Genomic DNA, 23,340 nt, shown 5'->3' with positions numbered 1-23,340 from the left:
CCCAGAGACCCTGTCATGCCGCGAATCACCCTGCCCTTGCTTGCTCTCGTTTTGACCGGTTGCAGCCTCGCCCCCGACTACCAGCGCCCACTCTCGCCCAGCGCCGAGCAGTACCCCATGGGTGTCGCCTACCGGGGCGGGCCACCCGCCACGGACGTGACCGGCGACTGGCGCGGGGTGTTCCGCGACCCGGTGCTGCGCCAGTTGCTCGACACCGCGCTGGTCAACAACCGCGACCTGCGCGTGGCCGTGCTCAACGCCGAGGCCTACCGTGCCCAGTACCGCATCCAGCGCGCCGAACTGCTGCCGAAGATCGCCGCCAACGCCCAAGGCACGCGCCAGTACCTGCCACGGCGGCGCACCGGTGGCGAAGGCATGATCAGTTCCCAGCAATCGGCCACCGTCGGCATCAGCGCCTATGAACTGGACCTGTTCGGTCGATTGCGCAGCCTCAGCGACCAGGCCCTGCTCAACTACCTGGCCACCGACGAGGCCCGGCGTGGCGCCGAGCTCAGCCTGCTCAGCAGTGTCGCCGGCGCCTACCTGACCTGGCGCGCCGACCAGGAGCTGCTGGCCCTGTCGCGCCAGACCCTGCTGGCCGACGAGAAGAGCCTGCGCCTGACCCAGCGCCAGCGCCGCACCGGCACCCTGTCGGCGCTCGACCAGATCCAGGCCACCACCCGCGTCGACAGCACCCGTGCTGCCGTGGCGCGTTACACCCGCCTGGCCGCCCAGGACCTCAACCAGTTGCAGCGCCTGGTCGGCGCGCAGGTCGACGAACGCCTGCCGGCGCTGCCGCTGGCCGACGAGCAGATCGCCCGGGTGCCCGCCGGCCTGCCCGCCGACCTGCTGCAACGGCGCCCGGACATCCGCCAGGCCGAGTACCAGCTGCAGGCCGCCAACGCCAATATCGGCGCGGCGCGGGCGGCGTTCTTCCCGAGCATCAGCCTGACCGCCAACGCCGGCAGCAGCAGCCGCGAATTGGCCGACCTGTTCGATGCCGGCAGCGGCACCTGGCTGTTCCAGCCGCAGGTCAACCTGCCGCTGTTCAACGCCGGCAGCCTGCGTGCCAGCCTCGACTACGCCAAGTTGCAGAAGGACATGCAGGTGGCACGCTACGAGAAGTCGATCCAGACCGCCTTCCAGGAAGTGGCCGACGGCCTGGCGGCGCGCAGCACCTACCAGCAGCAGTTGCAGGCCCAACGCGCCTTGGTGGAGGCCAGCCAGCGCTACCACGACCTGGCCGAGAACCGCTACCGCACCGGCATCGACAGCAGCCTGACCTTCCTCGACGCCCAGCGTTCGCTGTTCAGTGCCCAGCAGGGCCTGATCAGCGACCGCCTGGCACAGCTGTTGGCCGAGGTGAACCTGTTCACCGCGCTGGGCGGCGGCTGGGACGAGGCGCCGGGGCTGGCCTACCAGCGCTCCGCGGCCCTGCCGAAGTAGACTGACGGCGACACCCCGAGGGTGCGACGGAACATCGCGCTGAAGGCGCTGGGGCTGTCGTAGCCCAGGTCCAGCGCCACCTCCAGCACCGACTGCCCGGCCGCCAAGGCATCAAGGCTGGCCAGCAGGCGCATGCGCCGCAACCACTGCACCAGGCTCAGGCCAGTCTCGCGCTGGAAGGCGCGGGTCAGGGTGCGCGGGTTGAGGCCGCTGTGGGCGGCGGCGCGAGCCAGGCTCCAGTCCTCGGACGGTGCCTGGCGCAGGGCCTCGCACAGGCCTTGCAGATGCGTCGAGTGCGGGCTGGGCACATGCAGGGCGAACACCGGCAGCACGCGCAGCTCGTCGAGGATCAGTTGCATGATCCGCGCCTCGCGCCCCTGGGCCGGGTGGTCGGGGGCGATGTCCATGGCGCGGATGATCAGCTCGCGCAGCAGCGGCGATATCTCGATCACCTGGCACTGGCGCGGCAGGTCCGGGCGCGCGCCAGGGTCGACGAACAAGGTACGCATGCGCACCACGCCGGCCATGCGCAGCTCGTGATCGACCGCCGCCGGCACCCAGACCCCGCGCCCCGGGGGGACCACCCAGCTGCCTTCACGGGCGCTGACCGTGACCACGCCGCTGATGGCGTGGATCAGCTGGGCGCGGTCATGGCAGTGCGGGGCGATGTGCTCGCCATGGCGGTAGTTCTCGGCGAGCGGCAGGATGATCGGGCGCGGCATTGGTGCGGGTCTGGCTAGGGTGGAGGGGGGATTATGGCGATGTGGGGGGTGAAGGGGAAATCGGGGGAATTGGGGATGGTGGGGTGTTTCGGGGTGTTCGGCGGGAGAGTTGCAGCGCTCTTGAGATCGAGCGCCGCCCGCGCGGTGCATCGCGACGCAAGGCCCCCACAGGGATCGCGCCAGATTCTAAAAATTGAGCAAGACAGTTGCTCCCACAGGCGTGGCGCGTGGCTTGAGGGCCGCGCGGTCGCTGTGGGAGCGGCTTCAGCCGCGAACACCGGCATAGCCGGTGCCAGGCACCGCGTCGCCTGCTTCGCGGGTAAACCCGCTCCCACAGGGATCGCGCCAGATTCTAAAAATTGAGCAAGACAGTTGCTCCCACATTTGTTTCGGGCCAATTATTCCTGTGAATGAGGCGGCGCCCGCCTTGGTGCATGTCTCAAGTCGTGCGGGGCGGCAGTGGTGCCCACGCCGAATCTGCGTCGGACCGACAAGGCGGACCAGGTGATGGCACAGGATTGACTGGCCCGAAACAAATGTGGGAGCGGCCTTGCGGCGCGATGCGCCGCGCGGGCGGCGCTCGATCTCATAGGCGCTGCAATCCTGTCGCCAAACACCTTTGCGCCACTACACAATCCCCGCCATCAACACCCCTTGGCCACTTCCTGCGCCGACACCGGCACATCGAAGACCTTGTCGAACCCCCACTGGAACACGAACGCATAGACAAAGAAGAACACGAACAGCGCCAGGTTGGTCACCAGCGCCGCCCACAGCCCGATATCCAGCCAGTAGGCCACCAGCGGCAGCAGGATCAGCACCAGCCCACCCTCGAAGCCCAGGGCATGCAGCAGGCGCCGCAGGAAGGTGCGGCTACGCTGACTTTGGCGTGCCTCCCAACGCTCGAACGCCCAGTTGTAGGCCATGTTCCAGCTCATGGCGATGCCCGACATGAGGATCGACAGCACGGTCGACTGGGTCATGCCGGCGCCGAATGCCAGCTCCAGCGCCGGCGCCACGCAGGCCACGGCGATGGCCTCGTAAAGGATGGCCTGGACGACCTTGCGCGCCTTGCCTTGCATGTTCAGCTCCCCGAAGAAAAGACCTACAAAGCTACAAGAAGAAGGCTGTAAGAAAAAGCCGGAAATACTTTATTGACTGACCGTTCAATCAAGAAAAGCTAGCATAAACGTTTCCGCACCACCCCTCCCTGGCGTCCGGCCCGTCAAGTGCCGACACGACCCCCGCCTCCGTGGCACTTCCGCAAGCGCCTGCACCGCACCGTCCGGCGCAGGCCGCGCATTGGACAACCCCGTGATCGACTGCTTGTATCTATGACTGGCAAGCGGCGACACGTCGTACAACTTCGTCCAGGGAATCGAACGAGGAACTACACGATGGCTTACACCGTGATGATGGTATTCGGTACCCGCCCTGAAGCGATCAAGATGGCCCCGCTGGCCCGCGTCCTGCGCGACTGGCCTGAGGTCGACTTGCATATCTGCTCCACCGGCCAGCACCGCGAAATGCTCGAGCAGGTCCTGACCGCCTTCGGCCTCACGGTCGACCAGGACCTGCAGGTGATGACCCAGAACCAGACCCTCAACGGCCTGTCCCGCGACCTGCTGGACAAGCTCGACCGCGCCTACGAGCAGGTCAAGCCCGATATCGTCCTGGTCCACGGCGACACCACCACCAGCTTCATCGCCTCGCTGGCGGCCTTCCACCGGCATATTCCCATCGGCCATGTCGAGGCCGGCCTGCGCACCGGCAACCTGCAGCAGCCCTGGCCCGAGGAAGCCAACCGGCGCTTGACCGGCGTGCTCGCCGACCTGCACTTCACCCCCACCCGCGACTCCGACGCCAACCTGATCCGCGAGGGCGTGCCGCCCGAGCATATCGAGGTCACCGGCAACACGGTGATCGACGCCCTGCTGTGGATGCGCGACAAGCTGCACCGTGACAACTGGCGCCCCGCGCCCGAATCCCCGCTCAAGGTGCTGCGCGACGACCAGCGCATGGTGCTGATCACCGGCCACCGCCGGGAGAACTTCGGCAGCGGCTTCGAACGCATCTGCCTGGCCCTGGCGGAGCTCGCCCTGCGCTACCCGGATGTGCAATTCCTCTACCCTGTGCACCTCAACCCGCAGGTGCAGCACGCGGTGTACAGCGTGCTGTCCGGCCGCGACAACATCCACCTGGTCGCGCCCCAGGACTACCCGCATTTCGTCTGGCTGATGAACCGCGCCCATATCATCCTCACCGACTCCGGTGGCGTGCAGGAAGAGGCGCCCGCCCTGGGCAAGCCGGTGCTGGTGCTGCGCAAGGTCACCGAGCGTCCCGCCGTGCTCAAGGGCGGCACGGTCAAGCTGGTCGGCACCCTGACCGAGCGCATCGTCCACGAGACCAGCCAGTTGCTCGACAACCCGGACGCCTACGCGCGCATGGCGCAGGTGTTCACCCCCTTCGGCGACGGCCACGCCAGCGAGCGCATCGCCGAACGCCTGAGCCGCTGGTTCGCCGAGCAATCCGCCGCACGGGACAACGCATGAGCCTGGTCTTCATCGATTTCCTCACCTATGTCCTGTTCGGCCTGAAGATCCTTGCCATCATCCTGGCGACACTGATGTTCGTGCTCGGCCTGGACGACCTGTTCATCGACCTGTGCTACTGGGGGCGCAAGCTGATCCGGCGCTTCCGGATCTACGACAAGTTCGAGAAGGCCGACGAGAAGCGCCTGTTCGAGGTGCCGGAAAAGCCCCTGGCGATCATGGTGCCGGCCTGGAACGAGGTCGGCGTGGTCGGCGAGATGGCGCGCCTGGCCGCCTCGACCATTGACTACGAGAACTACCAGATCTTCGTCGGTACCTACCCCAACGACCCGCAGACCCAGGCCGACGTCGACGCCGTGTGCCTGCACTACCCCAATGTGCACAAGGTGGTCTGCGCCCGCCCCGGCCCGACCAGCAAGGCCGACTGCCTGAACAACATCATCGACGCCATCCTGCGCTTCCAGCAGGACGCGCGCATCGAGTTCGCCGGGTTCATCCTGCATGACGCCGAGGACGTCATCTCGCCCATGGAACTGCGCCTGTTCAACTACCTGCTGCCGAACAAGGACATGATCCAGATCCCGGTGTACCCCTACGCCCCGGAATGGAAAGGCTTCACCGCCGGCCACTATGTCGACGAGTTCGCCGAGAACCACGGCAAGGACGTCATCGTGCGCGAGGCGCTCACCGGCCAGGTGCCCAGCGCCGGAGTCGGCACTTGTTTCAGCCGCCGGGCGATCAGTGCCCTGCTCGAGGACGGCGACGGCATCGCCTTCGACGTGCAATCGCTGACCGAGGACTACGACATCGGTTTTCGCCTCAAGCAAAAAGGCATGAAGTGCATCTTCGCCCGCTACTCCATCACCGACCCGGCGCTGGCCCTCAAGCAGGACTGGCGCCCCGGCATGAGCCGCGAATTCGCCCAGGTGATCTGCGTGCGCGAGCACTTCCCGCGGGACTGGCAGCACGCCATCCGGCAAAAATCGCGGTGGATCGTCGGCATCGTGTTCCAGGGCACCAGCAACCTCGGCTGGAGCCGCAAGGGCGCGCTCAATTACTTCCTCTGGCGCGACCGTCGCGGGCTGTTCGCCTACCTGCTGAGCTTTTTGGTCAACCTGTTGCTGCTGGTGCTGCTGGCGATGTGGCTGGTCACGGTGATCGCGCCGGAGTCGTGGCGCTTCATGTCGATCCTCAGCGACAGCAAGCTGCTGACCACGCTGCTGTGGCTCAACGGCCTGCTGCTGTTCAACCGCCTGTTCCAGCGGTTCTGGTTCGTTACCCGCTACTACGGCATCTTCGAGGGCCTGCTGTCGGCGCCGCGGATGATGTGGAGCAACTTCGTCAACTTCTTCGCCAACCTGCGCGCCTTGCGCCAGGTGATGGAGATGGGCGATTCGCGGCGGGTGGCCTGGGACAAGACCACCCACGAGTTCCCCGCCCTCGCCGCGCCTGCGCGCACACCGCTGGGCCAGCGCCTGGTGGAGAAAGGTTTGATAACCGAGACCCAACTGGAGCAGGCCATCACCAGCCCGGTCCGCCGGCGCCTGGGCCGCGAGCTGCTGCTGCGCGGCTGGCTGAGCAGCGAGCAACTGGTCGAGACCCTGGCTGAACAGCTGGACCTGCCCTGGGCGCCGCTGAACCCGTTCAAGATTGAGCCTGCGCTGATCGCCAAGCTGCCGCGCAAACTCGCCACCCACTACGGCGTGCTGCCGGTGGACGAAGACGGCGACACCCTGGTGCTGGCCAGCGAGAGCCCGGTCAGCCAGGTCTCGCTCGGCGTGATCAGCCGCCAGCTCAAGCGCCCGGTGCGCGCCCGCCTGGCGCCGCAAGGTCGAGTCACCCTGGGCCTGCGCTACCACTACCCGAGCCCCTGGCAGAAGCCCGAGACCCGCGAAATGCTCGCGGTACTCGAACGTCATCAGGACGACGCTACCCTGCTGGAGCAGGTGGGCATCCACCAGGTGATGCTCGGCACGCTGTTGCAGGTGCGCGGCATGGTACCAGTGACCCTGTTCAACCAGGCGCTGATCGATTTCAGCCCCGAGCAGCAGAGCCTGGGCGAGCACCTGATCGCCCGCGGCATCATCACCGAAGAGGTGCTGCAGCAAGCCCTCGCCGAGCAGGCCAGCGAACAGCAGGCCGCCTATGAACTGACCCGGGAGGTGGCATGACGCCCCGTCTTTCCCTGACCCTCGCCAGCCTGCTGCTGTGCTCATCCACCCTGGCCGCGCCGACCAAGCCGATGACCGACTTCCAGCGTTTCACCAGCTACCCGTTCATGGAGCGCGGCTACCGGGAAGCGCAGAAGGACAACTGGGCGGAGGTCGAGCGCCTGACCCGCCATGTACTCAAGCGCGTGCCCAACAACAACGAGGCCCGCGCCCTGCTGGCCGAATCCCTGGCCCACCAGCGCCGCTACAAGGAGGCCGAGGCCATCGCCGAGGACCTCGACGACAACCCCGAGCACGCCGACGCCCTGCTCGAACTGCGCCTGACCTGGATCGAGCAGGACCCGCCCGCGGCGAGCCAGGTGGAGGCCTGGCTGGCCGACAGCCAGGGCCAGCAGCGCGTGCGCCTGTGGCAGGCGTACAGCGTCAGTCTGGCCAAGTTCGGTGGCGCGGCCAAGGCCCTGGAGTGGCTCAACCAGTTGCCGGTGCGCGACGACGGCATGGTGCTGCGCATGACCCGGGCCAACTTCGCCGAGCAACTGCGCAACTGGGGCGAGACCATCGACCAGCTGCAACCCCTGGCCGACAAGGGCGAATTGCCGCCGCAGGACTGGCAGCGCCTGGCCAACGCCTATATCCAGCAGGTCGATGAAAAGGGCCTGAACAAGCTGCTGGCCAGCGCGCCATCCCAGGAGGCGGCGACCCACGCCCGCCTGGCCATGGCCAACCGCGCCATCGCCATGGGCCACAACCAGCAGGCCGAGCGTTGGCTGCAGAGCCTGCCCGCCGATCAACTGCAACATCCCGAACAGCGCCGGCAACTCTGGGAACTGGCCCGCGAGGGCGACGACGCGGCGCTGGTGCGCCAGCTGAGCAACGAATTGCAGCGCCCGTGCCTGGAGACCGTCGACTGGCTGTCGCACAAGGACCTGAAGCTGGCCCGCGAGCAGCTCGCCCAGTGCCAGGCAAGCGACAATCCACGCAGCTACGCCATCCTCAAGCAGCGTCTGTACGGTGAAGCCGCGCAGCCGCCGCAGCCACGCACGGCGGCACAATGGGAGCAACGCTACCGCCAGACCGGCGACCTCGCGGCGCTGGAACAAGCCACGTTCATGCTGCTCGAACGCGGCCAGGCCGAACACGCCCGGCAGCTGCTGGAGAACGCCTACGACCGCCGCCAGGGTCGGTTGACGCCCTCGCTGCTGCAACGCCTGGGTAACCTCTATGCGCGCAACGACGGCCCACTGGACACCCCGCGCATGCTTGCCCTGGTGCCGCAGGTCGATGCCGCCACCCGCGGCCTGTTGCTCGCCCGCCTGGCCGAGGCCGGCCAGTGCGACGCGGTGCGCAAGGCCATCCCGGCCAACCCGAGCGAAGCTGGCCAGTATCGCGCCCTGGGCCGCTGCGCCATGCCCGACCAGCCCGGCGAAGCCGTCATCTACTACCAGGCCGCCGAACGTCTGGGCGACCCAGGCAGCCGCCTGCCCCTGGCCTACGCGCTGGAGGCCTCGGGCGACTCCGAGGCGGCGCTGCCGATCTGGAACAGCCTGCCGGCCGACGCCTGGACCGACAATGCTCGCCTGACCGCGGCGCGTGGTGCCTTGAACGCCGGCGACGCCAATGTCGCCCGCCGTCACTGGGACGCGGCCGCGCACCTCAGTGCCGACGATTGGGCCCTGGGCGCCGCCATTGCCCAGCGCCAGGGCGACACCCAGCAGGCCCTCGCCTTCCAGCGCGAAGCCCTGCGCCACACCCCGCGTGCCGATCATTACTACGCCGCCGCCGGCACCGCCCAGCAGGCCGGCGACAGCGCCCAGAGCACCGCCTGGCTGGCCGAGGCCGTGCGCCTGGCGCCGGACCAGCCGCGCTACCGGGCCGACTACGGCATGCGCCTGGCCGGCTCGGCAGACAAGCAGCAACGACGCCAGTCCATACCCTACCTGGAACGCGCCACCCGCGACTTCCCCGAGGACTACCGCCTGGGCGAGACCCTGGCGCTGCGCTACGACGAGGCCGAGGACAGCGCCTCGGCCCGCCGCGAACTGCGCCGGGTGCTGGACGTGGAACGCAACCTGGTCGACGGCGACGACGAGTACGGCAGCCTGGATGCGCGCAAATACCGTCAGCGCCGTGCCCATGAAGCGCTGTCGCGCCGCGATACCATCACCCTGGCCAGCACCTGGTCGCCGGCCGGCACCTCGACCAACGACAAGTTCCTCGACGACGGCGCGCGCGCCGGCAGCTCACGCCGGGCACAATCGCAGAACGTGCAACTGGCGATGTGGGACCACGCCCTGGGCGAGGAGCCCAGCCGCAACGGCAGCACCCTGTCGGTGTATGGCCGCGTGCTGTTCGGTGGCCAGAGCCGCACCGACTACGCCCAGAGCATGGGCACCGGCGTCGGCCTGCGCTACAAGCCGCTCGGCCAGGCCAACCTCAACCTTTACGCCGAGCTGTACCACCAGCGCCAGATCGACAGCACGCACTACAGCGGCCTGAGCCTGGGCGAGCTGCTCAGCCCGGCCAAGGTCGGCGGCAACTGGGGCGACCTGCGCCACAACGCCGAATCGAGCAACGACCTGCTGCTGCGTGCCACTGCCTCGTTCCTCGACCAGGGCCGGTACCGCAATGACTGGCGCATCGACGAGGACGACTGGGACGAGCGTTTCCTCTACCTCGACGCCGCCTGGTGGACCCGGGCCGGCGATCATGCCTGGTTGTCGCGCTTCCAGCAGGGCCATGCCTGGAAACTGCCGAGCCAGTCGCCGCAGACCATCATGCCCTACGGCTTCCTCGAGTTCTCAAGCCAGGACCCGAGCAACGACTGGCGCCAGGACGCCCGCGCCGGGGTCGGCGTGCGTTGGCAGTGGTGGTTCGACGATGACCGTTACAACGCCTACCGTGGCTCGCTGAAAGTGCGCGCCGAGTACCAGCAGGCACTGGGCGGCAACCTCTACGAGCGCGCCAATGGTGTGCTGCTGGGTGTAGAGATGAACTTCTGATGCGTACCTTCCTGGCGCTCTGCCTGCTCGCCCTGTGCCTGCCCGCCCAGGCCGACCAGCGCCTGTTCTACCAGCCGCTCAACCGCGATGCCAGCGTCACGCCGGCCCAGTGGCAACAACTGTGGCGCGCCACCAAGGCCCAAGGTGGCAAGACCCTGATCGTGCAATGGAGCGCCTACGGCGACAGCGACTTCGGCGGCGCCCACGGCTGGCTCGCCGGCAGCCTGCGTGAGGCGCGGGCCCAGGGACTGGAGCTGGTGCTGGGGCTGTACATGGACCCGGCCTACTACCAACGGCTCGAACAGCTCGACGGCGAAGGCCTGAACAGCTACTTCAAGGCGCAGCTGGGCCGCTCCCTCACCCAGTACCAGCAGCTCAAGGCCGACTGGGCGCTGCCGGTGGCCGGCTGGTACCTGCCGCTGGAGCTGGACGACCTGCACTTTCGCGATGCGGCCAGGCGCGATGCGCTGTACACGCAGTTGCAGGCGTTCAACCGGCAACTGGACAAACCTCTGCATATCAGTGCCTTCAGCGCCGGCCAGCTGTCGCCTCGGGTCAATGGCGCGTGGCTGGACCAACTGGCGAGTCTTGGCCTGAACGTGTGGTGGCAGGATGGTGCCGGCACCGGTCGCCTGGCGCCGCTGGTGCGAAAGGGCTACGAACAGGCCCTGCCCTGTCGGGTGGGTATCGTGCGCGAGGCGTTTCGCCAGGTCAGCCAGCCGGGGCAACCGTTCCGCGCGGAACCGGCGCAGCCGACGCTGAACGGAGGTTGCCACGCAGAGGCTGTGTTCGCCTTGCGCTACCGGCCTTGGGCCAAGGACGTGCTGAAATCGGACTCGCTGTAGGAGCGGCCTTGTGCCGCGAAAGGGGCGCGTAGCGGCCCCGACGATCTTTGCATGAACGCTGAATTCCTGGGGCCGCTGCGCGACCCTTTCGCGGCACAAGGCCGCTCCTACACGGCCACAGACACCATCCCCATGTACAAAACCCTCGAAGCCCACATCCGCCAACAGGTCGCCCCCGCCGCCCTGCGCGCCGAGTTCCGCCAGCACGAATTCGAGGCCATGCGCCGCTTCTGCCTGCTGATCTTCTGCATCGGCATCGCCATCTGGCTGATCTTCGATCTGATCGTCAGTTACCTCGGCGGCCAGGGCTTCACCTGGCTGTCGGGGATATTCATCGCCCTGCTGTGCAGCCTCTGCGTGGTCCTGGGCTTCACCCGCAAGAGCCAGCATTTCGACGTGCTCAACCTGTTGTTCGTGGCAGTGATCACCCTGGCCATGCGCCTGGTGATCGAGGGCATCCCCATCGTCCTGCGCCCGGTGTGGCTGGTGCTCGGGGTGTCGACGGTGCTCTACGCAGTCTCGGTACTACCGGTGCGGCGCTGGTCGTTCTTCTGCGCCATGGCCATCACCTGGCTCATGCTCAACCCCTTCTACCACACGCGTATCGAGGCCCTGGAGCTCGAGGGCGCGATGCTGCTCAGCTACGCGGTGTTCCTCAGCGGCTTGGTGATCTACAGCTACCTGCGCATCCGCCAGGCCAAGCTGCACAACTTCTACCTGACCAAGGTGCTGCTGGAACAGGCCTACATCGACGCCCTGACTGAAATCCCCAACCGCCGCTCGTTCATGGCCAAGGCCGAAAAGCAGCTGCGCCAGGCGGACGCCGGGCAGTTCCTGGCGATGATCGACATCGACAACTTCAAGCAGGTCAACGACCGCTTCGGCCATGACATCGGCGACGAGGTGCTCAAGCGCGTGGCGGCACATATCAAGGCGGCAATGAACGGCTACGAGATCGCCCGGCTGGGCGGCGAGGAGTTCGCGATCTTCTTCCAGGGGCTGAGTGAGCAAGGGGCTGAGGAGCAGGTCGGGGACTTGTGTCGGCGGGTGCGCGAAGACGCTGTAGAGCATTCGGTGACCATCAGCATCGGCCTGGCACGGGTCAACCAGGGAGACAGCCTGACCATGGCGCTGGTGCGCGCCGACCAGGCGTTGTATGAGGCCAAGCACAGTGGCAAGGATCGCTTTGTACTGTGGTCGAGCCAAATGGCAAGAACGCTTTAAGTACATCTGCGGACAGCATTCGCCCGAACACGTGCCACCTATCATTTCTGTCAGTTGTACCAACCTGTCGCAGCGATTGAAATGTCATCCACCGTCTCTTTCTAATGGAAGTGCAAGTGATGACTCAGCAAACAGACGCAGGCCGCAGCGACGATGCATGGTTTTCGAGCTCAGCAACCCACTACCATGGGCTTACCGATACTGCCGCAACGCTCAGCAATGCGCTTTCAGTCAGCGCCAAGCCATTAGAATTCCATGAATTCGTGCTTCCGCTTCCGATGCAAGGGGTCGCCATTATCGTGCGCCGCGTGCAGGCAGAGCCGTGGATGGATCTGGACGATAAACTTTATGCGGCACAACCGGCTTTGGATGTGGACCCTAAGCAACTTGATCTTGACGCTTATCGAGATGCCTGGATGGGCGTGCTCTCCCTGGCCGATCCATTTAAAAGGCTGGTCGCTTTCAATATCCAGGAAGAAGGCAGCCCGACACAATACTTCGCCAAGGCAACGCTTTGCTCTCTGTTAACGCAATTGCCAAACAGCAATGCGTGGTTCAAGGCAACCTTGCATGCAGATGCCTATCTGACAATCGAGCAGCATGGATCGATGCTTCTGCTTCCGGCGCCTGGGGCCGGTTTTCTTGATCTTCACACCGGAAAAAAGCGGAGCGTTAATACTGGTTTACCTCAGCCGGTCTTACTCACGATCTCGACCGCATCCCAGACTTTGGAGGCACTTGAAATCGAACCAGACATGCTGCTGTTGAGCCTTCCGGCAGTCTGGCCCGACGATACACCTACACTGCGCTGCGACGGCATAGCTTTGCTTCAGTACTACGTTTCAACTGACAAGAAAAAAGTGCAGCTGCGGGAAAAACCCGGTGAGGAGGTGCTTGGCTTTGTCCATGGAGGACAAATTGCAGCCGATGTTCTTCAGACCTTGCCCGAGCAACTCTTTGCGCTGATTGAAAAGCACTGCAAGCTCGTGTCCATCGAGCTTTTTATCTATGAAACACAAATAGACCGCAACTCCGAGCGGTCGGGTTTCTTGGATGAGGCCCTGCCTGGCTGGGCGCTTCCTCCGCCTCCCCTGTTGTTCAACTGGACACAGGCCCCGAGCGACGCGTGGGATGACTGGTTGCCCGATACGGTCGGCTTCGAGTACACCACCCGCCCTACGGCGACGGATAAATGGACCAGCCCCGGCTACTTGCTGGCTGATCGCTCATTGGCAATCGGCGAGACCCTGCATGTATTCGCCCAGGATATCCATACCGGCGCGGTACTGGAGCAAATCAGCCTGACCGCCGACAAACAGAACCATCTGCGCAATCAGTGGCCGATCGAGCTGGCAAAACGGATCAACGCTGCTGACACCCGCTTTGACACACCTATCTGTATTGGTAACGAGGTTGACGGTGCCTTCGGCATTGCCACTGACACGCCCGACAGCACTGCATTTGCCGCCATGAACGACGAAGCACGCAATGCGGTAAGCAGACTCTGGAGCCACGGCAGTGACATTCGTGTCACCACTACGGCACCTTTCATGGCCAACCTGGTGTGTGCCTTGTTATTACCGGCCACCGACCTGCTGCCTGGTACTCGACTTTGTGTACAGGTACGCGACGCCACTACCCAGCGCTTGCTGGAGAACCATTTCTTCACACCAGCCGACTTCCTTCTCGAAGCACATCAGTGGGCACCCGCGTTGTGCCACTTTCTCAATACGCAAAGTGCTTGGCTCAGGGCAGGACAATTATTCGGATCCTCGACCTGGATAGTGCCCAGTGCCAACAACAACGGTATCTGGATTCCCCAGGAGTCGGATCTCTCCGTTACCGTCCAGCCATTGCATTGGCAAAAACACTCTCGTTTCGAAGCGAACAAGCCCTTCGAAGCAGGACAGCGCATGGTCTTGCATGTGCACGACCCATTCACAGGCGAACCGATGCCGGGATCGCCGTTCGTGTTCAGACCCAGTGTCAAGGAGTGCCCCAAGACTGCCTGGCCAGCAGCCCTCGCCAAAGCGCTGATGGCATCACCACTGGCGGACTACATTCGGCTGGGCAACGCCAGTGAACCAGGCGCTGGTGTATTGGACAACAGTGCAACTGAAGGTGTGTGGTGGACACCGAACTTGGTATTGAGAATCTGGTTCGACGACCCGCAGGGGGCCGTGTTGGATTGGACCTGCGTGATGAACGAGGATGACGAACCGCTTTTACTGTCTTCGCTCTACCAAGCACCCTACGGTGCTCTGGAGATCATTCTCAGGGACCGGAAAACGCAAATGCCATGGAGGTATCTCTCCTACACCCCTGAACTCAATGGGCAGGCACATGATCTGGAGAGCTGGACACGCGGTCTTTACAACTGCCTGCGTGCTCAGGACCCCATCAGCGTTGCCGTTGCAGCGAATAGACCAGAAGCGAACGCATGGGACCTGCCCGGCAGCCCTTTCGAACAATGGAAATTGTGGGTGCCCCGCCAGGGGGAAATGGATACTGTCCTACTCAGCGTACCGACCAAGCCCCTGAAGTACACGGGGCAGTGGCCTCCGGTAGAGGCCAACGTTAATCCGCTAAAAGTGGATAGCGAGTACCTCATTTTTGCTAAGAACTCTACAACAGGGCAAATGCTGCCGGGCTCACCTTTCAAGTTCAAAGGCACAACGACGAACAGAGAGCCAGCAAAATGGGTCGACGAGCTGACCAAGGCCCTAAAGACAGTAGCTTGGGGGCATAGCATCTCCATCGATATTCCCGATACTGACCTCCCCTACACGGCTAGATTCCAAAATCAATCGTCCGATACCGTCGTCACCTTCGACCCTGCAATGTTGTCTTCTCATTGGGAAGAAGCCATTAGCGAGTACGGTGGTCCATCCGTGTGCCCAGCTGACTGGTACAAGTCACCATCTACCGCCCTCGTGGTTATCCCTACTGCTGCCCGTCAGCCCAGCCGATGTACTTATGTACCCGCCACGGATGGTAGCGTCACCGACAAACGCAGTTGGCTTCGCGGTCTATACAACGTTCTGTTCTGCTACTCATTGAAGAGCGAACTTGACTTCATTGCCGTCAGCCCTGCACTTGTCGGCCATAGTACCTGGGACTTTAGTGATCCCCAGTCCTGCAAGATATGGCTGAGACAGGGCTCTGGCATGCTGAAGTTTGAGTACTTCCAGCACAGCAAAACCACAACTACACCCGCTTCGATTTCCACCCCTGACTTTAGCGACCCTCACCCGGTCCACGATCGCTTGCTAAAACAAGGGAGTTTTCTGGCGGGCAACATCGAATGGTTCAACTGCCAAGACAAGGAAAACTGGATAGCCCCCTTACGGACGCCCTATCTGGGCTCGGACTTCAAAGCATCCAAGGCGGTGGTCAGGGACCTGGTTGGACTGGTTCGTACTAATGACCGGGTAGGCAATATGGATGACGATGCCAAGCTCGTAAATTTAAGAGAGGCCATGACCATCGGCGGCCTTCATGAGCGCCTGCAACCACTGCCAAAGCTGCATAGCGATATCCGTTTACGCGACGCACTGGAACTGCTGGATGAAGGCATGCTTCAAGGCGCACTGCACTATCGCCTCAGCCTGGATGATGGGCAACAGCTCAGTGAGCCGTATCGTTGGCTGCTTGGATTCGATTATTCAGTTCGCGCGCTGATACCCCTGCACTGCAGCGGCCGAGAACTTTCAGTTGCAGTGGTCACCACTGAATCGCAGACGGTCTTCAGGCTAAGGCTGCTGCCAGGCGTTTTCGCGGCGGGCGTGCGCCTACTCTCCTGTCACGTTGAACCCGACAGCGAGAACGCCTTGAGCATTGGCCTGCATCTACCTGACTATCCGGCATGGCCCAGTCTTGGAGCGACTGGGCCCTCTCCCTTGGCGTGGGCAGACTTCACCACCGACCAGGCACTCAGCCAAGGTGGCAGGCAAGTCTGTATCGAGACGCCATTGCGCGGCCGGGCATTCATACCAGAAGACTCGTTGTGCGCCGACTACAGCAACACGGTCCAGTCGGAGGTCTATGACGTCAGCGGCGTCGTTGAAAATGGTGTCGACCCGCGAACCGGCTTGTTCCATGCCCATTACCCCATCGCCACGCTGCAAGGTGTGGAGGGACTTGGTCCCGTGGTGGAACTGAACATCCACTATTCAGCACGCCGCGCCAACGAGGGCGCACTGGGGGATGGTTGGGCGTTCCGTTTCTCCTCGTTCGACAACCGCCTACGGATGCTCACGCTCGGTACGGGCCAAACCATCCAGTTGACAACAGATGACGTTTACCAGCTGTGCACTCAACCCGACAAGGTACTCGACAAGGGATTCTGTCGACTCAGCCACGGTGTCGCAGACGGGAAGCTCTACGGTAAGTGGACCTGCTTGTCCAGTTTGACGATCACCTACCTGTCACATCGCGTGGAAGTATTGGCCAAGCCGGCTGTACATGATGGCAAAGAGGCAGGCGAAAAGTACCGCGAGACTGTATGGGCAAAACTATCCAGTATCTTTAACAACCTGAACCATTGGATCTACAACGAGGAAATTACCGACAAACAGAAAGACGATTTCAAGAGCTCGCGCGACAACCTCGAGAAAGAATTTTGGGAGTTTTCACGAAGAGCGTTCATTCTCACCACCAATAGCATCACCTCCCCACAAGGTGGGGTACTGGAACTGACATGGGAAGGTTGGCAGGGCCATGTTCGGCTGCTCAATGTCCAGAGCGGAACCACCTGCTTGCTCCGCGCCGTACACGAACAGCCGATTAGATCAGGTCGTTATTCCAGCACTTTTCATGTTTGGCCAGGCACTCATGAAGCCTATCAGGTTACGCTGACGATAGACGACTGCCTGCTCAGGACCCTCGTGCGCAAGGCTGATGAACAATCTTCGGCAATCCAACAGGTTCAATACGGCTACCAACCTGACAAAGCTCTGGATCGAGTCCTCTGCTCCGTTCGGGAAGAAGATGGCTCTCTGGAAGTTGTCAGCTACGAGCCACAGGTGCCTCGACGCAAACAACCGCGGCGTCGCCATGACTCGTTAGAGCTCCCTGAAGAAGATTGGGAGACAGGAACATCAGGTGACCCTGGAACCGAAGAACCTGACCCGGAAGATCTCCAGCTCTGGCCCAATGAGGCGCCCACCACACCCCTGCCCCGTGTAGCGCGGCACACGCTGGTTCCCGGGGCAGGCCAGGCAACCATCAGTCACCGTTGGCGCTGGGCCGACTATGACCCGCGCGATGGCAATGGTCGCTTCACTTCAACCGAGACACTGGAGGTGAATGCCCCGAACGGGGCGCCCTTCACCCAGCGAATCTGGGGCGTGAAAAACGGCATGGAGCTTCCACTTGCGATCGTGGAAGAAACCCCCGGAAGCATTCGACGCACCACCACCAACACCTATCCGGACACCACCGAGGCTACCGACAGCCAAATCAAGTCGTTACTGCTGAGCCAGCCTATTGCCACTGATATCACTTACGAAGATGTGAGCGAGCAAGCCAACGAGGAACCGCAATCATGAGCACTGAAAAAAAGTCGGTTGTCACGGAGAAGACTGCCTTCGAATACAATGCACTGGGCCAGGTTGCTCGCACCTGCAGCGATGAAAGCGATACCCACAGTTACTACTACTTAAAGCCATCAACCGCAGGTGGCGGCGGCACTGACAAGTCCGTGCCAGACCTCAATGGTTTATTGAACAAGTTCAAAATGGCGGATGGCACAGCGCTTCTCGATGCTTTGCAATTCTGCTGCCCGTCCATCCCTGACACGCGTCAACCTCCACTACTGGGTTTGTTGCAGCTTTTCCGAGCGCCGAACGGCAGTGCCTTGTCCGCCAAAATGACGTTGTTCGGTTATCACCTGGTAACGCTCGATAGCAAAGGCATACTGATCCCCAACACGGTCCTTACCCTGGAAAATATCGCAGTAGATCCGAAGACGTCGCCCTGGACCGTCAGCAAGATGAAGGACGGAGAAGGTCTGCGAATTACCCTGCAACAAAGCACTCGGGCGTTGGATCACAGCGGTTCGCAACAGACGGTTACCACCTGGTACAACGACAACAGCACACGCCTCACGCACGCCCTCAATGAAACATTCAGCCACCATGCTGCAAGTAACACCCACCTGTCCTGCACCACAACCCATTTAGTTGAAGAGGGCGTTGAATTACAACCCGTGTTGTCGCAGCAGGTACGCAGCGCGCTAAGTGGTCTGCTTCTGCGTGAATCGCACCAAGATGAATTGGGGCGCCCTGTTTCGCAGTTCCATCATCTCTATGACATCAGGGGTCGTCAAAACGGCAATTACATTACGGCGTATGACGCAACAACCTTTACCGAAGGCGTCAACAGCCAAGCCACGGACTTAGGGGTTCGCCGAGAAGAGACGGGCAATGGGACCTGGGTAACCGTAACCGGCCCGGATGGCCGTTGTGGCCGGACGCTGTACGATGGCCTTCAGCGTCCCGTTCGCCATGAGCTGCAGCGGTATCCTGGGGCCGACCAGACTGCACACAATTACTGCCTGCTCCACGAAACCCATTATGACGCCTGCGGCAACATTGTGGAGCAAAACCTGTATGACTACCTGCCTGGCGGTTTGCGTCGTCGCCAGCGCAACCTGCAATTGCCCAATAACCTGAAGGACTGGTTCTGGCATGGCAAGAGCTCCAGTACCACGACCGATTCGACCGGTAACACAACACAAGTTACTGAGAACAGCTTGGGCAGCATCAATCAAAAAACACACTCCACTGTTCGACAGAGTTTGACCAGCTACGCAGATGGTCAATTCAGTCTGCACCAACAACGCTGGAGCAGCCATGGAGCCGAAAAAACTGCCCAAGGCATTGACTCAAAAAAGAAAATTGATGCATTTGGTCGCGTGCTGGAATTGACGGAAGTGGTCCCTAGTGCGGACGGAACTGGATCTCAACCCACAACCCGTTTGTGGCGCATGGAGTATGACGCCCTCAACCGCAAAACGAAACAACACTGCCCTGGCGACATGACCATCGAATATGACTATCAAGGGTACGCAACGAGCCCGGTAAAACTAACCGTCCGCCAGGGCAAGGAAGTCCGTGTAATAGGCAGCCGGACCCTGAAAGAAAAGGGATTAAAAGGGGAGCAGGTCTTGACCATGACCCGCGGCAACGCTGCCACCGAGGGAGGGCTCACCTATAAGTACCAGGAGCAATGTACCGTTCTTCCAGACAGCTCGAAGATCGTGAAAGAACTGAACGCAGATGGCGAAAGCGTCGACTATTTCACCGAATACCCGTGCGAGGCCGGCAAAACTCCACGCAGAACCCTGCTGTTCAGTTTCAAGCGAGCGCCAATCGCCCATGCAATTAGCAAGGAGCGCCATGCGTTCGGTGAACATCAAGGTTACAACACCGAGCTGACGACCTCGGCTGCAGTAGTAGGTACACACAGTGTTCGGCAGCAGACACGGGGGGCAAGCCTCCGGCATACGGTTCATAGCAGCTTGCGTGGTGAAATTGAGCATGTACGCCTGGCCAGTGGCGTACACAAGCAGATTTGGCGTAACGCCAATGGGCAAGTACGTCGCGTACAGCGTGCGGGTATGGAATATCTTTACGAATACACAACATTGGGTGAAATCAAGAGGGTGCAGGTGAAAGGCAGTAGCGCAGACCACGATCTCGAGATGAACAGCACATACGATGCTTTCGGTTACGAGTCCTCGCGTGAGTATCGCCTTGCCGGAGAAACCGTGGTCCGCCATGAACGGGTTTGGTCACCGACGGGTCAGCTGACCAGCAAATCCATTTATCGGGACGGTGGGACCACCCCTTCCAGCACCCAGACCTATAAATACGACGCAGTACGCGGATGGCTGACAGGCTGGTCGATTGATGCCAAGGACGGTGACAAGGTCCTGGACAGCAGCGGAAACGTACTGTCCAGCCAATCCTATCAATATGACTTGATCGCCAACTTGACCCAATGCCGCAGTGAACGGGCCGATGGTACGACCGAAATTCGCGACTACACCTACCACACCCACTACTCGACGCGACGGGAAAGTGTCTCCATCACGCTGTTGGACCGCGCAGGCAAGCAGATATCACAGTCCAAAGTTCAACTGGGCTATGACGCCAATGGCAATTTGTCAGTTAACGAGCGCGGCCAGAACCAGAGCTATACACCGACTGGCAGACTGGCTTCAGTGTCCGATGCGTCCGGCTTGCTCACCACCTATGAGTACGATGCCGATGATCGCCTGATCGGCCAGTGGGACCATGTGCGAAAACAGCGTCATGTGCTGGCCTACAGCGGTGATCGGCTTTGCATGGAGATCGTGCAGGATAAGCGAGGCACAATCATCAAGCGGCGTATTCTGGACGAGGAAACTGGGCTACTTGCCCAGGTTTTCGACTCCTCGGACAGCGACACAAACGGCAGGATGTTGTTCAACCTGCTTGATCCTCAAGATGGCAGCGGCGACCAGTATCACCTTGCTGAGGATGGCCAGTGGGTTCGGGCGGGCATAACATTCTCCCCTTGGGGTGAAACCTGCCTCGAGCAGTTCGACAATATTGAAGGTATCGGCTACAACGGACAACGCGTCGACCCGATCACCGGCTGTTACCACCTGGGTAATGGCTACCGAAGCTATGCCCCCAGCGAAAAGCACTTCCAGCAACCTGATGACTGGAGCCCGTTCGGCTTGGGCGGCCTGAATGACCGCGGCTACTGCTCAGGTGATCCCGTGAACTGGCAGGACCCTAGTGGCCACTTCATGATCAGTCGCCAAGGTGCTGCGAGCCAACTGGCAAGCCTCGATGAGATGATTCGCAAGACAGCTCCTCCAGTTCATGAACGAGCGGCGTGGTGGGAGTGGGTGCTTCTAGGCGTGTTCGTCGTGATAGGTGTCGTCACCGCCTTGATGACAGGCGGCGCCATGGCGGTCTTTCTCCTCACGCTACTGGTCGTCAGTACCGCGTTGGATATCGCGAGCATGGCAACCCGACATACAAACCCCAGGTTGTCGAAGACGCTGGGATACGCGGCTCTCGCTGTTGGCCTTGCCGACCTCGCAAAAACAGGTATCAAGAAATTGGGCCAGGGATTGGTTTGGCTTGCGCGTCAGACCAAACAAATAAAGGCAGCCATTAAATTTAATGGCCTATCCAACGCTTTTCGCCGCCTGGGATCGCGTGGTGATAATCTAGATAAGTTGCACAACATTGGCAGTAGTGCGAGCAAATCACGTACAGCAAACGCTGTGAATCAAGTAGACCATATGTTCGACCTGGGCAGTGCGGCGGGTGATGTCAATCATCTACTTGAGAACCCACTCGGCATCACGACATGGGCAGGTCAGCAGAGGCTCTTCACGCCACTGAACGTTAATCCACATGGCCCTGGCAACCTACACGCCATTGTGGAGCAGTCTCGAATCGGCAACACGGTGGCCAGTAACGTTGCTGAAATTCAGGACATGAAAAAAATATCTGACGAGATCAACAAATTCACCAAAACCCTTGGCGGCACGCAGGCGCTTGGTGAGGATGCAGCCCTGATATCAATGGAAGTTAAAGAAATGCAGGGAATTAACCTGCGCGCCACCGCAGAACATCACAACTTCTGCGCCCTGAAGCAGCAACACAATCAAGCATTTGAACAAGTTGCCACTCTCAAAGGAGCTCATGAAGAGCTTGTCGGTCTTAGAACACAGCACAGCGAATTCTTCTTCCGCAACTCGGAAAAACAGGCATTTGGCCGACGTTTAAGTGCCACCTCCGCCATGGCAGACGATAAGGAAATGATGGCCATTGCCAGACCAGATAGCCACAAAGCTATGCAAGGCGAGCTTGTTGAGTTCATGGACACACTGGAACAATCCTCTGCCATTGCCACAGAGATAAGAACGGCAACATCACGCCTCGAATCACTGGCAATAACCGATCTGAGGAACACGCCCTACAAGATAATTTCTCCACACACAGGTGAAGAACTAAGACAATCTCAACTTCTGGACAACTATTTTAAAACCACCCTCACCTCAGATGCCGCCGCCACACTACGACAACACAAAACGGACCACCTGCTTTCCCTGGCAAAACTAATCGGTGACGGCAACGATGTAGCGCTTATTTTGAACAAAGCAAAAAATACACCCGGAATATCGCACCACGATCTGTACACACGAATTCATCACGAACTGATCAACAGTTGCGCGCGCCGGCATGCTCTAGCCGTTAGCGAGCTACAAGAGCTCAATAAAAAACTTCTCCTGAAGGCCAATGTCCTGCAAGAAGTTTTTGATCACCAGATCGCCTCCTTTAACCGCTATAGATCAGCTGCCAGGCGTTGGGGCGCAAAGGCTTTCGAGTTAGAGCCGAAGGGGGCAAGTACAGCATCCCTGCATAAAATAGGATCGTTTGAACCGAAAATAACCATGCCCAGTTTGAAGCTAAAGGTTTTTGGCCACACGGCGAATGTCAGCGCCCCCGGGCATAAAGCCCGCTATATGATACGCGTAGAAAGCAGCATCGAGAAGCGAGCCGCACATAAGTTACTACACGATACGTCACCAGAAACTTCAGCAAGTCACGCCCTTGAACCAAAAGTCCACAGCGAGTATTGGGATGGCCACGACCTTAATGACCGTCTTATTCGATCCAACCTTGACCCAAAGCACTTCGACGAGATTGAATTGGTCATGTGCGACTCGGCGACGGGCGGCAACTCGTCAATAATGAGGGAACTCCACGCAAGCTCCGGAACGCCCATAAAAGGCTATGAAGGCAGTGTCACTTCGACAGGCTTTATCGAATCAGCCGGCACATGGGACCTTGTACCTGACTCTCGCAACCCCGGATGCTTCACGAGTGAATTGGTAGAAAAGCTAGGCAACCGAAACAACGCTGGTTTCTTCCCCATTGTTGAAATGCACTATGAAAACTCCCTGAGCCACTACGACTCCATCATCAAAACGCGCTCGATCACTCATACAAACTATCAAAAAGCCCAGAGCACTTACCTTACCCACAAGCTTGCAATAAATGATCTCGGCCCCAAAGGCCCGCAAATAGTCGCAAACTTAGAACACAAAGCCGACACACTACACAATGAACTTACCTACTTAACCATGACCCAGGACGCTGCACTCATGGAGGCCGGGCGCGAGGCGGGCAGAAACGCTTCCAGCGTTTATCTATCGGTACTTAAAAGTAATAAACCCTATAGCAACTACAGACCTAAGCGTATCCCTTAGGCATTGGATCTGACGGAATGTAATCAACTGAAGCTGGCGACCTATCAACTGCTGCCGCATCGAATCACTTGGGCGGCGGCAGTTGTTCACCTCATGCACC

At 61.0% G+C, this 23,340-nt stretch carries 10 protein-coding genes; 8 read left to right on the top strand and 2 right to left on the bottom strand.

Annotation, left to right across the window (positions count from 1 at the left end):
* The first annotated feature begins 15 nt into the window (after window positions 1-15).
* Window positions 16-1,446 (top strand): efflux transporter outer membrane subunit, encoded by a 1,431-nt coding sequence (locus LU671_RS18350; RefSeq protein WP_232856473.1) that lies wholly within the window; start codon window positions 16-18, stop codon window positions 1,444-1,446.
* Here LU671_RS18350 and LU671_RS18345 read toward each other — a convergent pair.
* Together LU671_RS18345 and LU671_RS18340 are read right to left on the bottom strand one after the other, a co-directional pair.
* Window positions 1,416-2,168 (bottom strand): AraC family transcriptional regulator, encoded by a 753-nt coding sequence (locus LU671_RS18345; RefSeq protein ID WP_232856472.1) that lies wholly within the window; start codon window positions 2,166-2,168, stop codon window positions 1,416-1,418. The two genes, LU671_RS18350 and LU671_RS18345, sit on opposite strands and share 31 nt — an antisense overlap.
* 644 nt (window positions 2,169-2,812) lie before the next feature.
* Entirely contained in the window at window positions 2,813-3,250 is a 438-nt protein-coding gene (locus LU671_RS18340; protein WP_232856471.1) for a PACE efflux transporter, read from the bottom strand.
* A gap of 315 nt (window positions 3,251-3,565) precedes the next feature.
* Here LU671_RS18340 and wecB point away from each other — a divergent pair, with 315 nt between their 5' ends.
* From wecB to LU671_RS18305, 7 genes are all read left to right on the top strand, one after another.
* Complete coding sequence (gene wecB, locus LU671_RS18335) at window positions 3,566-4,720, top strand: non-hydrolyzing UDP-N-acetylglucosamine 2-epimerase (protein WP_203647108.1); 1,155 nt, start codon at window positions 3,566-3,568, stop codon at window positions 4,718-4,720.
* Window positions 4,717-6,891: a cyclic di-3',5'-guanylate-activated glycosyltransferase NfrB gene (nfrB, locus tag LU671_RS18330; protein ID WP_232856470.1), complete on the top strand. Its 2,175-nt coding sequence runs from the start codon at window positions 4,717-4,719 to the stop codon at window positions 6,889-6,891. The genes wecB and nfrB overlap by 4 nt, the downstream gene beginning before the upstream one ends.
* A complete protein-coding gene (locus LU671_RS18325; protein ID WP_232856469.1) occupies window positions 6,888-9,890 on the top strand; it encodes a phage receptor in 3,003 nt (1,000 codons plus the stop codon). Before nfrB ends, LU671_RS18325 begins: the two co-directional genes overlap by 4 nt.
* Entirely contained in the window at window positions 9,890-10,735 is an 846-nt protein-coding gene (locus tag LU671_RS18320; protein WP_232856468.1) for a DUF4434 family protein, read from the top strand. Before LU671_RS18325 ends, LU671_RS18320 begins: the two co-directional genes overlap by 1 nt.
* Window positions 10,736-10,867: 132 nt before the next feature.
* On the top strand, window positions 10,868-11,959 hold the full coding sequence (locus LU671_RS18315; protein ID WP_232856514.1) for a GGDEF domain-containing protein: 1,092 nt from the start codon (window positions 10,868-10,870) through the stop codon (window positions 11,957-11,959).
* Between the two features lie 119 nt (window positions 11,960-12,078).
* Window positions 12,079-17,508, top strand: coding sequence for a hypothetical protein (locus LU671_RS18310; RefSeq protein ID WP_232856467.1), 5,430 nt, complete (start codon window positions 12,079-12,081; stop codon window positions 17,506-17,508).
* Entirely contained in the window at window positions 17,505-23,240 is a 5,736-nt protein-coding gene (locus LU671_RS18305) for an RHS repeat domain-containing protein (RefSeq protein WP_232856466.1), read from the top strand. Before LU671_RS18310 ends, LU671_RS18305 begins: the two co-directional genes overlap by 4 nt.
* Window positions 23,241-23,340: the final 100 nt, after the last annotated feature.

This window comes from Pseudomonas sp. NMI760_13 (assembly GCF_021283245.1).
In the GTDB taxonomy this organism is placed as follows: Bacteria; Pseudomonadota; Gammaproteobacteria; order Pseudomonadales; family Pseudomonadaceae; genus Aquipseudomonas; species Aquipseudomonas peradeniyensis.
Note: the sequence above shows the minus strand (reverse complement) of the source record. Positions and strands in the feature narration are given on the sequence as shown.

What these genes read in the sequence shown, in the direction of transcription:
- LU671_RS18350 (WP_232856473.1), top strand. Translation starts at nt 16, where the DNA reads ATGCCGCGAATCACCCTGCCCTTGCTTGCTCTCGTTTTGACCGGTTGC.
- LU671_RS18345 (WP_232856472.1), bottom strand. Translation starts at nt 2,168, where the DNA reads ATGCCGCGCCCGATCATCCTGCCGCTCGCCGAGAACTACCGCCATGGC.
- LU671_RS18340 (WP_232856471.1), bottom strand. Translation starts at nt 3,250, where the DNA reads ATGCAAGGCAAGGCGCGCAAGGTCGTCCAGGCCATCCTTTACGAGGCC.
- wecB (WP_203647108.1), top strand. Translation starts at nt 3,566, where the DNA reads ATGGCTTACACCGTGATGATGGTATTCGGTACCCGCCCTGAAGCGATC.
- nfrB (WP_232856470.1), top strand. Translation starts at nt 4,717, where the DNA reads ATGAGCCTGGTCTTCATCGATTTCCTCACCTATGTCCTGTTCGGCCTG.
- LU671_RS18325 (WP_232856469.1), top strand. Translation starts at nt 6,888, where the DNA reads ATGACGCCCCGTCTTTCCCTGACCCTCGCCAGCCTGCTGCTGTGCTCA.
- LU671_RS18320 (WP_232856468.1), top strand. Translation starts at nt 9,890, where the DNA reads ATGCGTACCTTCCTGGCGCTCTGCCTGCTCGCCCTGTGCCTGCCCGCC.
- LU671_RS18315 (WP_232856514.1), top strand. Translation starts at nt 10,868, where the DNA reads ATGTACAAAACCCTCGAAGCCCACATCCGCCAACAGGTCGCCCCCGCC.
- LU671_RS18310 (WP_232856467.1), top strand. Translation starts at nt 12,079, where the DNA reads ATGACTCAGCAAACAGACGCAGGCCGCAGCGACGATGCATGGTTTTCG.
- LU671_RS18305 (WP_232856466.1), top strand. Translation starts at nt 17,505, where the DNA reads ATGAGCACTGAAAAAAAGTCGGTTGTCACGGAGAAGACTGCCTTCGAA.